17 protein-coding genes are annotated in these 16824 nt (G+C 32.3%); 11 read left to right on the forward strand and 6 right to left on the reverse strand.

All coding sequences use genetic code 11. The annotated features are described in order from the left end of the window. Nucleotides 1-23: 23 nt before the first annotated feature. Nucleotides 24-2345 carry a hypothetical protein gene (locus tag Q0975_RS22850; RefSeq protein WP_299441210.1) on the reverse strand — a complete coding sequence of 774 codons (2322 nt, stop codon included), beginning with the start codon at nucleotides 2343-2345 and terminating at the stop codon, nucleotides 24-26. Between the two features lie 359 nt (nucleotides 2346-2704). Between Q0975_RS22850 and Q0975_RS22855 the strand changes: the two genes are divergently transcribed. The 11 genes from Q0975_RS22855 to Q0975_RS22905 all read left to right on the forward strand — a co-directional run bounded on the left by Q0975_RS22855 (nucleotide 2705) and on the right by Q0975_RS22905 (nucleotide 13021). Further along, a complete protein-coding gene (locus Q0975_RS22855) occupies nucleotides 2705-3238 on the forward strand; it encodes a hypothetical protein (protein ID WP_299441213.1) in 534 nt (177 codons plus the stop codon). A 152-nt stretch (nucleotides 3239-3390) separates the two neighbouring features. Beyond that, nucleotides 3391-4566, forward strand: a complete 1176-nt coding sequence (glp, locus tag Q0975_RS22860; RefSeq protein ID WP_299441216.1) for a gephyrin-like molybdotransferase Glp — start codon at nucleotides 3391-3393, stop codon at nucleotides 4564-4566. 143 nt (nucleotides 4567-4709) lie between these two features. Beyond that, nucleotides 4710-5042 (forward strand): LysR family transcriptional regulator, encoded by a 333-nt coding sequence (locus tag Q0975_RS22865; RefSeq protein WP_299441219.1) that lies wholly within the window; start codon nucleotides 4710-4712, stop codon nucleotides 5040-5042. Continuing rightward, a complete protein-coding gene (locus Q0975_RS22870; protein WP_299441221.1) occupies nucleotides 5039-5611 on the forward strand; it encodes a molybdenum cofactor guanylyltransferase in 573 nt (190 codons plus the stop codon). Before Q0975_RS22865 ends, Q0975_RS22870 begins: the two co-directional genes overlap by 4 nt. After that, nucleotides 5602-5841: a MoaD/ThiS family protein gene (locus tag Q0975_RS22875; RefSeq protein ID WP_299441223.1), complete on the forward strand. Its 240-nt coding sequence runs from the start codon at nucleotides 5602-5604 to the stop codon at nucleotides 5839-5841. The genes Q0975_RS22870 and Q0975_RS22875 overlap by 10 nt, the downstream gene beginning before the upstream one ends. A 15-nt stretch (nucleotides 5842-5856) precedes the next feature. Next, nucleotides 5857-6297, forward strand: coding sequence for a molybdenum cofactor biosynthesis protein MoaE (locus Q0975_RS22880; protein WP_299441226.1), 441 nt, complete (start codon nucleotides 5857-5859; stop codon nucleotides 6295-6297). 85 nt (nucleotides 6298-6382) lie between these two features. After that, a complete protein-coding gene (moaCB, locus tag Q0975_RS22885) occupies nucleotides 6383-7297 on the forward strand; it encodes a bifunctional molybdenum cofactor biosynthesis protein MoaC/MoaB (RefSeq protein ID WP_299441229.1) in 915 nt (304 codons plus the stop codon). Then, complete coding sequence (moaA, locus tag Q0975_RS22890; RefSeq protein WP_299441232.1) at nucleotides 7287-8315, forward strand: GTP 3',8-cyclase MoaA; 1029 nt, start codon at nucleotides 7287-7289, stop codon at nucleotides 8313-8315. Before moaCB ends, moaA begins: the two co-directional genes overlap by 11 nt. Nucleotides 8316-8442: 127 nt before the next feature. After that, a complete protein-coding gene (locus tag Q0975_RS22895; RefSeq protein ID WP_299441235.1) occupies nucleotides 8443-9846 on the forward strand; it encodes an ATP-binding protein in 1404 nt (467 codons plus the stop codon). Nucleotides 9847-10086: 240 nt separating this feature from the next. Next, nucleotides 10087-11394 (forward strand): carboxypeptidase-like regulatory domain-containing protein, encoded by a 1308-nt coding sequence (locus Q0975_RS22900; protein WP_299441238.1) that lies wholly within the window; start codon nucleotides 10087-10089, stop codon nucleotides 11392-11394. A 175-nt stretch (nucleotides 11395-11569) separates the two neighbouring features. Beyond that, a complete protein-coding gene (locus Q0975_RS22905) occupies nucleotides 11570-13021 on the forward strand; it encodes a S41 family peptidase (RefSeq protein ID WP_299441241.1) in 1452 nt (483 codons plus the stop codon). Between the two features lie 148 nt (nucleotides 13022-13169). On the opposite strand, the gene Q0975_RS22910 is transcribed toward Q0975_RS22905, so the two are convergent. From Q0975_RS22910 to Q0975_RS22930, 5 genes are all read right to left on the reverse strand, one after another. Continuing rightward, nucleotides 13170-14048 (reverse strand): hypothetical protein, encoded by an 879-nt coding sequence (locus Q0975_RS22910; protein ID WP_299441244.1) that lies wholly within the window; start codon nucleotides 14046-14048, stop codon nucleotides 13170-13172. Between the two features lie 149 nt (nucleotides 14049-14197). Further along, on the reverse strand, nucleotides 14198-14671 hold the full coding sequence (locus Q0975_RS22915; RefSeq protein WP_299441247.1) for a hypothetical protein: 474 nt from the start codon (nucleotides 14669-14671) through the stop codon (nucleotides 14198-14200). 123 nt (nucleotides 14672-14794) lie between these two features. Continuing rightward, nucleotides 14795-14944, reverse strand: coding sequence for a hypothetical protein (locus tag Q0975_RS22920; protein ID WP_299441250.1), 150 nt, complete (start codon nucleotides 14942-14944; stop codon nucleotides 14795-14797). A gap of 162 nt (nucleotides 14945-15106) precedes the next feature. Further along, nucleotides 15107-15679, reverse strand: coding sequence for a hypothetical protein (locus tag Q0975_RS22925; RefSeq protein ID WP_299441253.1), 573 nt, complete (start codon nucleotides 15677-15679; stop codon nucleotides 15107-15109). A 196-nt stretch (nucleotides 15680-15875) separates the two neighbouring features. Next, nucleotides 15876-16394 carry a hypothetical protein gene (locus Q0975_RS22930; protein ID WP_299441256.1) on the reverse strand — a complete coding sequence of 173 codons (519 nt, stop codon included), beginning with the start codon at nucleotides 16392-16394 and terminating at the stop codon, nucleotides 15876-15878. Nucleotides 16395-16824: the final 430 nt, after the last annotated feature.

Raw genomic sequence — 16824 nt, forward strand, 5'->3', positions numbered from 1 at the left:
AAAATAAATGACAAATGACTTGTTTATTTTAAAATTAAATCTAATTCCTGGCTAATCGAATCCACTCGAGCCTCCATAGATCGAATTGCAATAGTAGATAAATATCGACCTAAAGGTAAAACCGGCTTTATGATTAATTCCTCTTTTTCTTCATTATCATCAAATGAATTAACTAAGGATGAAATTATCTCGGTCGGTTTCAACTCAATTATATACTCCTCTCCCAACCTTTTCATAATCTCTCGCGTATGACCATATCTTACATTTCTCAATGTAGTTAACGGAGCTGATAATTGTGTATTTGTTTTTGCTATTTTGCGTTCTTCTGCATTAGTTATAAGCAGGTGTTTGATTATTATTTTTTCTTTTAATACCGGAAAAGAATCATTTAATACTTTTTTTAAAACCTCTTCAATACCTTTAGACACTCTACCTCCAATATTATCATAATATCCTGCATCTGCATATTGATCCGACTTTGATTCATCTGTTTCTGTAATTTTTCTAATATCTCCTACTGGTGTTATAAAAGGAAAACTTGCGTTAATGCGCATGGCAGTAGAAAGTGCTATAGAATTATTAGGATAACTTGATTGTACATTATCCAAAAAATCATTCATTCCTGCCAAAGGTCTTAAATGAGAATACTTTACCGGGCTAATGATATTGTAATTTCCTGTTTGCGTATGTGTCGTATTAATGAACAACAAGGGCGGAATTTTCCGGTTAGAATCTTCAAAGTTTCCTTCAGAAACATCTTTATAAAAAGACAAAAACTCTTTATCAAGAATACTTTGATTTTTTGAGTCAGCGAAATATTTTTTATGAGCCTGGACCCATTGTTCCTCTAATAATTGTCCTCTATTTTCAAAATTAAACAAGCTGGTAATCTCCTTAAACAAATCTCTACCTAGTAAAGACAGTAATGCTACGGATAGATAATTTTCTTTATATATGACACTCGCCTTATATTTTGAGCCAAGATATTCAGTATCTGTAGGTATGCTAAAACTTGATATACTATTACTAAGACTTGCAGTTCTAGCTTCTGCAAAAAACATAGCATTACCTACACTTCCGCCCGAGGCACCTGTTAATGAAAGTAAATTTTCTTCAAAATAAGCTCCATTTGATTTTTCGTATAAATAACTATGCACCAAAAATGACCAAAGCCCAGCTCTCGACCCTCCTCCTTCGGCAGAAACCATAATGATTGGAAAAAGTTTATCACTACTATCAATAATCTCTTCCCTACTCTTTAACCAATTATAAACATAAGTATTTAATGGTAACCTATTTATATTAGTTTCTTTTAATTTAAGCTGATAATGATCTGAGGTATCAGAAAAAAATCTAGCCGAAAAAACACAGAATACAGCAACAATAGAAAGAAGTGGCAGTTTAATCTTTTTTCCTAGTAAGATTAATATGAAACAAATCATAAACAGACTTAACAAAGAAAGTATCAAAATGGATAACGGATTTATTCCAGTAGCTAGATTAGGATAAAAATTTAAAACTAAGAATGTAATTAACAGTAAACATCCAGCTATCAGAATCATTCCATAAAACAGCTTCTTAGGAAAATCTTTTAGAAATCTATAACTATTAAATGACAACGTAGAAAACAACAACGCTAAAGCACAATTAGAAAGAAATAGATTACCCAAGTCCTTTTCTGCCTGCGTATTTAAGGTTCCTAACGATATAATTAAAAGCATTAATCCTATAGATACACCAAAAAAGATGACAGTTGTTTTGGAACCTCTATTAAGAACGTCTTTTAGTACCTTATATAATTTAGGTTCAGATAACAATAACAATAACAAGATAATCAGAATTAAAGTATTTATTGGATCTAGGAACCTTGTATAACTGTTTTCTAATCCGAATAACTCCATCGCATTAAGAATACCTAATGCTGATATTGCCAATAATAGAATTGCTAGAATTCTGGGCAATGTTTTCCTCATGTGAATTCTAGTCATATAAGGGTAACTAGCAGATTCACTTCTATCCTGAAATTTGTAATGCTGATTAGGTATAAACCCAATAAGGTTATTGATTGAAATATCTTTGTAGTTATGAAAATAAAAATATTTGGGAGCATTCCAGATTAAGAAAGCAGCAATAGTAAGTAAACTAAAATATAAAGGAACTTCTAATAAAAAAGTATCCGCTTGATTTAAAATTAACAGTAAATCTAATGTTTGAGGAAAGTGCCATAATGCTAGATAAACAGAAACAATAAAAAATATACTAATAATATTATTAGTTAATTCTCTTAATAGGTTTTTAAACCAAATACTGAAGCCCTGGAAAAAAAGTAGTAGTTTGATCATCATTATAATCAAATTTAGAATTAAATATCCTTAATTCCATGAATCAATTTAAAAATAACTATCATAATTATCGCTCATTGCTATTTTATGAGATATAAACCCAAAAGCAATAAACTAGGTCTCAATATGTTAATGAAATTGTAAATTTTAACATTTGTCTAAACCCCACTGTTTATAGGTAAGACGAGATTGTTTTGGAAAATATTAATTAATAAATCAATATTTAAATCAATAAAAGTACGGTTTTAACACAAAAAGTTGTATCTTGTCGTTGATTATGTGTTTTACGACGATAAAATCATCAACTAAGTAAGATAAAACTTACTTTTTAAATTGCAGTTTAACCCAAAAAGCTGAACCTTATGAAAAAACTACTACCCCTATTAACATTACTTTTCGCAAGTGTTGCATTTGCGAATGTAAAAATTGACATTTCTTATAAATTAATGTCTGTGACCGAAAATACCGTAATCAACGGTTTAGATGAAAATACTGAAGAAGGTGTAATTTTTATAACAGAAAGCTTACATCTCGAAAATGGTGTTCGCATTAAGATTAGAAACGCTTGCTTAATTGTTTTAGGAGATATTTCAGGAAATGGAATTCTTGATGTAGACGAAACAGCAACCGTAACTTTAGAAGGAGAGAAAAAAGGAAGAGTTACCTTTATAGATAGATTTCTAGCTGACTCAACTTGTCAACAAAGTACAGGTCTAGAAACATTTAAAGATATTAAAGACGTTCCCCAAGGTCTTAACTATAGTCTTTACACGCTAACTGGAAGACTATTAGACCACGGTAAAATTGATGACTATATCCATAATTATATGGATCCAAAAACATACTTCATTAAAATAGAAGGATACAAATTAAGAAAAATCGTTTTTAAAGGTTAAATCAATCATAAAAAGTAAGGTTTTATGATAGCGCGACAATTATATAATTGTCGCGCTTTTTTTATTTTAAAAGAGTAAATTTCTTTTTTGAGTAATCCAAAATTTAGGTTTCTTCCGAACAAAGCAATATTTTTGAAAGAAAATAATGGTGTATGATTTCTGTTTCCACAGCGCTATCAATAATTTCAAAAATATCCTACCTCCCAAATACTAAAACCATCCTATTAAAAGAGGCCAATGGATTAGTTCTTAGTGAAGATATTGTCTCTCCAATAAACATGCCTCCCTTTCGTCAATCAGCAATGGATGGATATGCACTGTTACTCCACGATAAAAATTCTTATCAAATTATAGGCGAAGTAAAAGCTGGGGATTCTGATGACCTTACATTAGAACCAGGACAAGGAGTTCGTATTTTCACAGGAGCCAGAGTTCCAGATAATGCTGATACTGTGGTAATTCAGGAAAAAGTATCCAGATCAGAAGATAGTATAACTATTGACGGTCAAATAAATAAAAGTCAGAATATTAGACTCAAAGGAGAGCAAATTAAAAAAGGCGATACTGCATTACCCAAAGGAACAAAATTGACTCCGGCAGGCATTGGATTTCTTGCAGGATTAGGAGTTAGCAAAGTTGAAGTTTATACTCCTCCACGAGTAGGGGTTATTACCACTGGTAATGAACTAATACCACCCGGAACAAGACTTAAAGAAGGAAAAATTTATGAAAGTAACTCTTTACAACTAGCAGCCGTTCTTACACAATGTAATATCAAAAAAATCACCCAATATGTAGTGCAGGATGAATATAAAAGTACTAAAGAAACTATCAAACAATCTATTGATAATAATGATCTTGTATTAATTAGTGGTGGTATTTCTGTTGGTGATTATGATTTTGTAAAAGAGGCCTTAGCAGAGCTTCATACAGAAGAATTATTTTATAAGATTAAGCAAAAACCAGGAAAACCATTATTTTTTGGTATTAATGATAAAACTATGGTTTTCGCATTGCCGGGCAATCCAGCTTCTTCCCTCACTTGTTTTTATATCTATGTGTTACCTATTATCGAAAAAATGAAAGGTATGAAATCAATGGGTCTTACCAGAACTGCCAAATCCATCACTGCCGATTTTATTAAAAAAGGAGATCGTGCACAATTTCTGAAAGCAAAAGTATCCGGTGAGACTGTAGAGATTCTAGAAGGTCAAAGTTCGGCCATGTTATATACGTACGCCATTGCAAATGCATTAGTTTATATTCCGGAAAACATTGACAGAATTGAAAAAGGAGATATCGTAGCAACTATTTTATTACCCCAATAATTTTTCTGTTTTTCAAAAAAAAATACACTGTTAATTTCCATTTTAACCATTACTTATCTTTCTTTTTGAATAAATCATAAAAATTTCTGAAAGAGTATATTCTTTACTTTTTTCGTTATATCTTGCAGGAAACAACGATATTCATGTACCATATTAAAAGTAGAATTTGGATCGAAGGAGAAGAAGGGGTTTTTCTGGGAGAAGGAAGAATCAAAATCCTTAAAGCGATCATTAGCGAAGGTTCTCTTTCTAAGGCTGCTAAATCTCTGGGAATGTCGTATAAGAAAGCCTGGAACTTAGTCGATTCTATCAACAAAAATGCTTCGGCTCCGATTGTAACTACAAATACTGGTGGCAGCGGCGGAGGCGGTACAAAAATTACGGAATACGGAATAAAAATGATTGCCGCTTTCGAAAATATTAATAAAAACTGTTGGGATTTCCTAGATCAACAATTAAAAGAACAACAGTTATGACGTTAAGAAAAAAACCAACCATAACTGGAATCATACTTGCTGGTGGCAAAAGCAGCAGAATGGGTCAGGATAAAGGGCTAAAACTTCATAATGGTAAACCCTTTATACAACATATTATAAATGCAATCGAATCCGTTACCAATGAAATTCTAATTATTACTAGCAGTATCGATTATGAAATATTTGAGTACCCTTGTATTCCGGATTTAATACCAGACAAAGGTCCTGTAGGCGGGATTTACACCGGTTTAAAACATACAAAAACAGAGCAGAATTTGGTACTAAGCTGTGATGTTCCTTTTGTTACTTCTACTGTTCTCAACAACCTTATTTCTGAATATGAATCGAATTATGATGTCATTACTTATGAAGACATTCCTCTTATAACATTATATAGTAAATCGGCAGAAAGAATTTTTTTTGAAAGTATCGAAAAGAAACGTCTTAGCCTGAGAAAAACGCTTTCTACATTAAAGGTAAAAAGTATACCTATTGAAGAAAATATCGAACCATATGTAAAAAACATCAATACTCCTCAACAATATAAAGAAGCAACACAATGGAACTAAAGGTTTTATATTTCGGGATGATTGCTGAAGCTACTGATCGTAAAGAAGAGATAATCTCTTTGGAATTCGGTGGTAACGTAGATCAACTTCAAAATCTTTTAAAAGATAAATATAAAAAATTACAACATTTATCATTTAAAGTATCGGTTGATAAGGAAATTTCATCAAATGAAGTAGTACTTAGTCCAAATAATGAAATAGCATTATTACCTCCTTTTTCTGGAGGATAAATAGATTATAAAAACATGAAAAAAAGAAAAACAGTTTTTGTAGAAGGTCCGATTAGTCCTTCTTTTATAGCCAACTCTATAGAAAAACATCAAACCAAAACTACAATTGGCGCTCATAATATATTTTTAGGTCAAGTACGAGCAGATGAAATCGATGGTAAAATAGTACAGGCAATTGATTATTCGGCATATGCGGAAATGGCGGAAGAAAAATTTCATGAAATACGTGAAACCACTTTTAGCAAATATGAGCTAACCTGTATGCATATTTATCATAGTCTTGGAAAAGTAAAAACTGGTGAAATTTGTCTTTTTGTATTCGTTTCTGCTCCTCATAGAAAAGTTACATTTGAAGCGCTTGAATTTTTCGTAGACGAAATAAAAAAAGAAGTCCCAGTCTTTGGAAAAGAAATTTTTGAAGATGAAACTCATGTTTGGAAAGTAAATAAAGTTTAATGAGTAAAAAGAAAAATTGTTGAAGGAAGTTCAATTATTTAAAAACAAAAATAGGACCAACTAAAAAAACGATTAAACAATCGACATGGTAGACATAACACATAAAAACAACACACTTCGAACTGCAGTGGCTCAAGCAATAGTTAAGGTTGGAAGTTCGAAAACTATAGAAGCCATTGTATCCAAAAGTATTCCCAAGGGAGATGTTTTTGAAATGGCAAAAACTGCTGGGTTGTTTGCAGTAAAAAGAACCAGTGATATGATTCCGGATTGTCATCCATTACCTATTGAATATACGGCTATAGACTACAAAATCAATGATCTCGAAATCACGATAGAGATGACGGTAAAAACAATCTATAAAACTGGCGTAGAAGTTGAAGCAATGCACGGTGCATCTGTAGTTGCGCTCACCATGTACGATATGTTAAAACCAGTGGATAAAAATGTAGAAATCCAACAGATAAAACTACTTCATAAAAAAGGTGGTAAATCTAGCTATAAAGATAGTGGAGCTCCTTTTACTGCTGGGGTTATAGTTTGTTCCGATTCAATTTCTGCCGGCCACAAAGAAGATAAAGCTGGTAAAGCCATTATAGCTAAGCTAGAGGAATGCGGAGTTACTATTAATGCGTATACAATTATTCCGGATGAAACAGATCAAATACAACAACAGGTAAAACAATTAAAAGAAGCTGATAATGATCTTATAATTTTTACTGGCGGCACTGGATTATCACCACGAGATGTAACACCAGAAGCCCTTTTACCAATAATAGAACGTAGAATTCCAGGAATCGAAGAAGCAATTCGTAACTATGGACAAGATCGTATGCCGTATGCTATGCTTTCTCGCAGTGTAGCTGGAGTGATTGGAGAATCTGTGGTACTCGCATTACCAGGTTCTACAAATGGAGCAAAAGAATCTATGGAAGCTATTTTTCCAGCAGTACTGCATACGTTTAGAGTTCTGAAAGGAGCAAAACACGATGGCAATTAAAATAAACCAAGTGAGTATAAAAAATCAAAACATACTAACAGATAAGTTCGAGCGTAAGCATACCTATCTTAGAATTTCATTGACAGAAAAGTGTAATCTAAGATGTACATATTGCATGCCAGCTAATGGGATCCCCTTAAGCCCCAAAGCAAATCTGATGTCAGCAGATGAAATTTATACAATCGCAAAAGAATTTGTAAATCTTGGAGTTACTAAAATAAGACTCACTGGTGGAGAACCTATGGTGAGAAAAGATTTCCCTTTGATATTAGAGAAACTGGCTAGTTTGCCAGTAGAATTAGGAATTACTACCAATGGTGTATTGGCTAATCGTTTTATATCAGTCTTAAAGGAAAACGGCGTGAAGACTATTACTATCAGTATAGATTCACTGCATAAAGACAAGTTTGAAAAAATCACCCGTCGTAATGAATTCGAAAAAGTTTGGAATACGATCCAACTTTTTCAAAATGAAGGTTTTAAAATCAAACTAAATATTGTTTTGATAAAAAACTTTAATGAAGATGAAATTATTGATTTCATTAACTTGACAAAAGATCGAAATCTAATCATACGTTTCATAGAGTTTATGCCATTTGATGGAAATCAATGGAATATGGACAAACTTGTAACCCAGCAGGAAATATTAGATAAAGTAAACTATACTTTTCCTTTGCAACTTAAACGATTAACAGACGCTCCTAATGACACCTCTCGTAACTATAAGATTGAAGGGTACACTGGCAGTTTTGCAATTATAAGTTCTGTAACTAATCCCTTCTGTGACACCTGTAATCGTATACGAATTACAGCTGATGGCAAGCTGAAAAATTGTTTGTTCTCCGGTAAAGAATTTTCATTATTAACTCCATTAAGAGCACAAAAATCTATAGTTCCTGCCATACAGTCTGCACTAAAACACAAATTTGCCACCAGAGGAGGAATGGATACTTCTGATAAATTAAAAAACCCTGAATTACATTCCAAAAATCGCAGTATGATTAGTATTGGTGGTTAATTCCTGTAAATTAAAATCTTATTCATTTACAAAAAAACCACTATATTTAAACCTATATCCTAGTAAGACCCCAAACTAACTTTGTCGGATGATTAACTAACGTAAGGTCTTAATCAAAAGCGCATCTATGAATCAAAAATCATGGTTAAAATCTGAAGCTGCAACATATACAGTATATGGTGTTCTATTTGGACTGATGTTTCCTATCCTTGCAACTAGTATAGATATAGGCAAATTAGATCTAGAATTTTCTTGGGAATCTGTTCTATTTGTACAAAAAAATTATCCAATTCACTATATCATTGATACCGCTCCCTTTTTTCTTGGCCTGTTTGCTATGTTTGGAGGTCGCAATCTGGATAAATTAAAAGAGAAAAACCATCAAATTTTACAAGCTTCAAAATTTAAGCAGGATTTCTTAGCCAATATGAGTCATGAAATTAGAACACCCATGGTGGGAGTTATTGGTATGATTGATCTGCTTTTCAAAAATACTAAGTTGGATGATTTACAAAAAGAATACATGAGTACAATTCATCAATCTTCATTGAACTTATTAGACATTCTAAATCAAATACTCGATTTGTCGAAAATAGAAGCAGGAAAATTCACATTATCTCCTAAAGGAATTAATCTTAAGAAACTAATAAATCAAAACGTAGATCTATTTCTTGCCAATAGTAAAGCAAAAGGAATCAACTTAGTTTCTGAATATCCTGATACGTTACCAGAGTCCATTTATGCGGATGATAATAGATTGATTCAAATATTGTCTAATCTCATCGGAAATGCTATCAAATTCACCAATGAAGGTACTATTACCGTAAAGCCATCTTTAGTTTCAAAAAAAAATGAAGAGCTGATCATTAAAATAGAAGTCATTGATTCCGGAATCGGTATTAGCAAAAAAGATCAGGAATCACTTTTCAATCGATTTAGTCAAGTTCATAATGATGCAATCCTAGTAGGAGAAGGAAGTGGATTAGGGCTTACAATCAGCAAAAAACTAGTGGATCTAATGGATGGAAAATTGGGAGTCACCAGTGATATAGGAAAAGGAAGTAATTTCTGGTTTACTTTTAAAAGTAAAATATCTGATACTGTCGTACCTAGTATTGATAAGACTTTTGATAAAAGTAATGATCAAAAGTTTGATCTTCACGTTTTATTGGTTGAAGATTCTGATACAAATATCCTTGTTTCTAAACAAATTCTCAAGTACCTGGGATGCACGGCGGATGTAGCAAAAACAGGCAGAAAAGCTATAGAAATGTATGAAGAAGATGTGTATGATCTTATTCTTATGGATATCAATCTTCCAGAATTAGATGGTGTAGAAACTTGTAAACTAATTCGCAAAGGATATAAAAAAGTTCCTCCTGTAATTGCAATTACTTCTAATGCACTTCCGGGTGATGCAGAACGGTTTATTGCTAAAGGTCTCGATGACTATATAACCAAACCATTTACCACAGAAATACTAAATATTAAGCTTAAGAATTGGTTTAGTGATCATCGTGGATATCATTAATCCCTTAAACTTATTTCTGTATTCAATAAACAAAATATAGAAACCTACTTCACTATATTACAATAAACTATAATAATAAAAACACAGTCCAACTATTGTATTATCAATTTTAAGGCAGCTTATAATTAGCTCATTTTTAACTATTGTATACCAAAACTCATCGGTAATTTTAGTATCTTGTATAACTAGCATTCTACCTCAACTATTTAAGAATGTAATTATTAACTGAATAAATACATTATGGACAAGAAAAGTATTTTTTTACGTAAAAATGGCTTTACATTTTTACTATCTATATTTCTAATTATTGGATACTCTAATAGTCTACAAGCATTTAGCTTTTTTCAAGATACCGATATCCAAAATGATGTAAGCTACACCGAACATAAAGGTATTGTAGTAGACAAAGCCTCTAATGACCCACTAGTCTCGGCTACGGTCTCCCTAAATGGAACCAATATCTCGACGATAACCAATAATGAAGGTGAATTTTTATTAAAAGTTCCTAAAAGCTCTAATAACGACAAGATCACTATTTCTTTTCTGGGATATCAGGATAAAGTAGTTTTACTTTCCACATTAAAAGGTACTAAAACAAAAATTAAATTAAATGCATCCATAACAGAACTATCTGCAGTAAATATCGATCCGAAAGATCCTGAAGCGCTTATCAGAGAAGTTATGAAACGAAGAGGTGCTAATTATCAAAGTGATAATACCATTATGACAGCTTTCTATAGAGAAACTATCAAAAAAAGGAGAACTTATGTATCACTTTCTGAAGCTGTCGTAGATGTATATAAAAAACCTTATCAGTCTAATAAGAATGATATTATTAAGCTGTACAGAGCTAGAAAAAGTGCAGATTATAAAAAGCTCGATACACTAACCCTAAAACTTCAAGGAGGGCCATCCAGTACATTATTTATTGATGTAATGAAAAATCCTGATCTTCTTTTCACAGAGGATATTTTAAAGATTTATGAATTTAGTTTTGATAAGTCAACTAACATCAATGATCGTTATATCTATGTTCTGAATTTCAAACAAAGACCTTATATAAAAGATCTTTATTACTATGGAAAACTATATATAGATGCAGAAACTTTAGCATTAACAAAAGCCGTTTTTAGCCTTAATTTAGAAAACAGAGAAGAGGCTAGTAAGTTATTCGTTAGAAAAAAACCAACGAGAGCTAAAGTATATCCTACAGTCGCCACTTATAATATGAATTACCGAGAGAAAAATGGAAAATGGTATTATGGATATGGCAAAATTGATTTGGTCTTTAAAGTAAATTGGAAAAAGAAATTATTCAATTCTACTTATAAATTAAATATTGAAATGGCAATTACAGATTGGAAAAAGAATCTTGAAAACGAAAACATAAGACCTAAAGATCGCTTAAAATCTACCGTAGTTATTAGTGATGAAGCATCTGGATTTTCTGACCCTAAATTCTGGGGTGAATATAATGTAATAGAACCTGAAAAATCTATAGAATCTGCTATTCGTAAAATTCAGAAACAATTGCGAAAATTAAACTAAGATAAACTTGATAACATTTTTAAAAAAGCAGGTGCCCAATAAGCGCCTGTTTTTTTTAGCTGAGTATATTAGCTAGTGACATCAAATTTATTAAATTTACGTCTCAGGAAACAAGGGGTTGTCACATCTTTTCTTATGAAAAGTCTTTTAAGATTATATATTCAAAAGTAATTACATGAATCGCATTTTGTGCATCGTATTTTTTATCGTCACATCTACTACACTTTTTGCTCAAAAAAAACTGACCTTAACAAAAGCTCAGGAAGATTTTCGAGTTTTTGAAAACATTTTAAAACAAGGACATCCTGCTCTTTATGAATATACTAGCGAAACAGTACTGGATTCTGTTTTAAGCGCTACAAAAGAATCTTTTACAGAAGAGATTTCTGATATCGAATTGTTTAAGAAAATGCAGCAAATTACTGACCAAATAAGAGATGGTCATTTGTTACTTTTTGCGCCTAATACACTGAATACAACGCAATATTATTTTCCATTAATATTAAAGATCATACAAGCAGAATTCTATACCGATACGGATGATTTTGGGATACCTATTGGATCCAAAATACTTCGTGTTAATGAGAAACCAATTGCACACATCCTCGAAGCTTTAAAGAAATATTCGCCTACCGACGGCTATAATCTTACCAGAAAATACAGAGATATCGAATTAAAGTTTGGGTTATTTTATATGTATGAATATGGTGTTGAAAAAGAATATATCGTTGATTATTTAGAACCAGATGGCACCGAGAAAACGATCACATTAAAAGCAGAATCTTTTGTCAAAGCTAAACACCGAAATATTAACAGAAATTCTTATTTCTCAAAGTATCATTTACAAAAAGATAAGGTTGATTTTTTTACAAAACACATCAATACAAAAGAACCATTTGTATACTACAAAAATGATCTTAAAACTGCTGTTTTAGTAGCTAATTCTTTTGGGGTAGATATCAGAGCATTTAAATCTCGTTTGATTAAACTCTTTAAGGAAATCAATAAAAAGAAAATAAAACATCTGGTTATAGATATACGAAACAATGATGGTGGTTTCAGGCCCAATTCAGTGCATCTTTTTTCTTTTATTAGCAACAAGTTATTTAAGCAAAGAACTAGTTCTTTTGTAGCATCGTTAGAAATTCCTGAACGAAAACATGTTACTCGAACCTATGGTGAGAAGGAGTTCCTAAAAGATAAGTTTTACAACCATCCGCAATATGATGGATGGAAACTAAATTTTGACGATTTAGAAACTATGATGGTTCCTAATAGAAATAGATTTCGTGGTAAGGTTTATGTGTTAGCAGGTGGCACTACATTTTCTGCAGGTTCAGCACTAGCACTACTAGCTAAAAACGATCCAGATATTCTTTTGGTTGGAGAAGAAACTGGTGGCGGTCATTACTTTCATACCGGTCAATTTCCCGTATACTATGAATTACCAAACTCCAAGATTATCATGGTCATGTCTATGGAAAAGATAACTCATTATGTAAAGGATACTACACTCCCAAAAGGTTCTGGTGTTATTCCTGATCGCACGGTACAGCTTTCCTTACAGGATTTGATAAAAGGTAAGGACAGCCAGCTAGATTATATATTAAGGCTAATAAAAGGATAGAAACTGCGCTTTCTTTAACCCAAAGACTCCAACAAAGCAAAGTACTATTCTACTCTATTGAAGTCGGGAAAAAGCAATAAGCTATATATTAAATTGATGCGTTATCCTTTTGGATAACACTCCAGCGAACTCAGAATGACATGTAAAGTTATGCCAATGTAAGTTCTCCAGCGACAGCATCTGCTAATGCATGACTCGCTTTTAACCTACCGTTTGCTTTATTCTTTAATTCTATTTTGGAATTAGAATAATATCCAATTTCAATATCTTCTGTAGATTTTATGGAATTAGACACACCTCCTTTTGACATCACACCACCAATTCCTAAACTCCAGAAATGATGCTTTTTATATGTAGGATTATAGTTTACTGCAGAATTACCAATAAGGTAGGCATTATATCTGATTCTTACTTTCATAACACCTCTACTGGCAGAAAGTTCCGCTACTACAGATTCTCCAGGATCTAATTCTACACTTACACCCGATGTCGACCCTACAGTGATTGATTTAGCTTCCTGACCGCCAACTCCCCAAGATTGGCTATATGATAATGAAGTTTCACCTTCTGCTCCTGCTCCAAGAAATTTTACTCCATAGCTAAATTTTTGTCCTACGGTTAGTGTACCTCCTGTACTCCAATTAGAAGATGTTGTATTGTTCAGAGATTCCGAGATCGCTACATTAAACGTTCCCTTTTTACTACTATTATTAGTAAAATCCTGTGTTTTTACAATCACTGGTTCTGAAGTGATCCCAAGAATTTCTGCGCTTTGCACCACTAAAACCATCTGTACTTGCGGCCAGCTATACTTTTTATACAAATCTCCCCAAGGCGTTGGACTATGCAGATAAGCATCATTTGGAGACTTACCAAAATACTTTGCTACAGCGTCTTTTAATTGTTTATCCCCAAGCTTAAAGGAAGTTCTCTCTTCGTCTGTAATTACATGTTGAACAGTTCCACTTGCGTTTACGCTAGATGCCGACTTATCTTGTCCGGCAACAATACTAATGCTAATACCCATGATATTTAATTTAAGTTAGAAAAATTGTTAGTACTTATTTTTTGTGTACATACAAACTAACTTAAAATGAAGATGGAATATCTCAAGGGTTTTCCCGTGTTTTAAAAAAAAATACGGGGGAAATTACTTGTTTCTCATAAGAAACAATACTATTCTGATGAGTCTAACATCAGCTCATAGTCGTATTGCAAATCTTCATGCAACGTACCTATGATCTTTTTGATACTAGCTATTTGTCGCTCATAGATCCCAAAAAGCACTTTGTTATTTTTAATAGAAGGATGCATATTTTTTAACTCTGAACAGAAATGAAGAAGTATTTCCACTTCTGTTTCTTTTTTACCAGAATATCGGATATACTTTTTGCTAATACGTAGAATTTTTCGAACACTTTTTTTCATGTAGTAATAGCTGCTCGTATTAACAAGAGTAAACTCTTTAGTAATTTCTTCTTGCACCTCTGCTATATAATTACCTTCATCTGATGCTTCGTAGAGCAAGTAGGTAAGTAACTCTTTGTTTTCTTTTTTGAATTTAGATAATCGCAGACAAAGCGTTACCAGTTCCTGCTGTGTGCAATTAGTTAATTCTAATTTTAATTCTCTTACAGTAGCAGCTTTCATAGATGGTAAGTAAATTTATGTTTATACGAACTTAGGAAAAATATTAAGAAGATACTTCTATATATACTTTAAAGACTTACAATACAACTCTAAAAAATGAGAGTGATTTTATAACAATTAATACTATTCCCAATAACACTCATCGTATGCATCATTATCCAAACTAGGATAGCAGTTGTAATGCGAAGAAAACTCAGAACCTCCAGAAAGTAAGCTTTGCTGGTTTTTGTTTAATACTGTTAGCTCTTTAATATCTAATATTGATTTTTTCATGTGGTGGTTTTTAAAAGCTATAGAATATTACTAAAATACGAAAAGCTTTACTGAATAATATCTTATTCCATTAAATCGTTTTAAAGAACCCGCTAAATCAATAAAGTTACAGATAACCGTCAAACCTCGAGCATATAAGCGGTACTCTCAGGCTAACTGAGGTTACTTCGCATACGCCTCTACCTCTTTGAGTTCTTTATAGATTTTATCAATCCATTGTTGCACTGCTTCCTGATCTCTACCGTTTTGTGTTTCTGCGTTCATTTCTTGTTGATAAGATTTACAATATCTCCAGAAATCAGCATACACTCTTTGATAGTCATTAAACTTACTAATCTTCTTTCTTTTTAGTTCTTCAAATCCCCTTCTCATCATACGAGCAAACAGTTCTGCAATATCAAAATGAAGTTGCTCATACACCAATAAATTAACATCTCTTTTTACCATCCATGACTTCTTTTTATAAAAGTACGTAGCGATATCCATCTTGTCATATCCATGGATATTATCATCTTCATCTACAGGAACCATCTCTGGTAAGATTTCTAACTTATAAGTGGTCATGGCATCATTTAAACCAAACTTATTAGGGTCTTTGGTTCCTTTAAAATCCTCCCAAGTCAACCTTCTTACTGGATCCCAAGACAAAATTTCATCACTATCTATAATCTCATGTTGTTGGGATAATGTTATAGCGCTAGTGAATAAAAGAAAAAGGACGGTTAAGTGTTTCATCTATATATAATTTATTGTTTTAGTTTATTAAAAAAACTCCTTAAAAAACCAACTGCAAATTAATGTAACTGGTCTTTACTTTTATTTAAGATCTACCAGCTGGCGGACAGGCTCGTGCCGATTACTCAGAACCTCGCGAAGTTGAAAACTATCGCAGAACCTAATCACGCTTCGGAGAAATGAAGTATAAAATATATTAAAACATATAATATTCAGAATGACCTATAATCTTCCTGCCTTCGCTATCCGTAAGGTTAAAATGTATTGTGTGCTCATTTTGTCGAGCAACACTCATACTTCCAGATACTATGATAGCATCTAACTCATTTTGATCACTGTCTACATCAAAATTAGTTGTATACCCAGCCTCATTAAAAGTTAAGGGTTCTCCAGATTCCGAATAAGAATAATTACCCAGCTGCAAACCATGAATACTAGAATGCATCTTCATACGGATGACAAAACCCCGACCAGTAAATCGAGCCAACCTAGGATCGTAATTAATACCATCACCATACAATGTGATTATAGAGGCAAAATCCCAGGTTAAATCATCATTAAGTACATGTGCACCATCTATAAAACCTCCATTGATATAGTGTAATTGTCCGTCAATTTCCATTGTGTTTTCCAACACAGAATCATCATCCTTATTACAAGAACTAAGGACAATTACACTCAACAATACTAGTATTAGTTGTATTCTTTTTTTCATTATTATCTTTTTTTTTACTTCGTTTTGATAAACTAGCTGCATCAATTCCATGCAACTTGTCAGTACTTTTGTTTATTATTTATACTCTCTAAATTTTACGACAGCTAGTCATAAACTATCCGCTGTAGGAATTCTAGAAAGTCATTATTATCTTCTTTTCTATAAGTATGTGTTCTGAAGAGGAAAAATGTTACCTGTAATTTTCAATTTTTTTTGCAAGTATACGAGAAATTGACTTCTGAATAATTGTCAAAAAGATCAAAAAAGCCATACAATATTTAAAAAACAGTTACTTACACTTGTTTTCTTGTTCTATATACTCTCGATGCATTGATAAAAAAAGTAAAGTCCAAAAACTAGCACAATAAAAAAACCAGCCACAAATTAATGTAACTGGTCTTTACTCTTATTTAATATCTACCCATTGGCA

This window comes from uncultured Aquimarina sp. (assembly GCF_947500065.1).
Classification (GTDB): Bacteria; Bacteroidota; Bacteroidia; order Flavobacteriales; family Flavobacteriaceae; genus Aquimarina.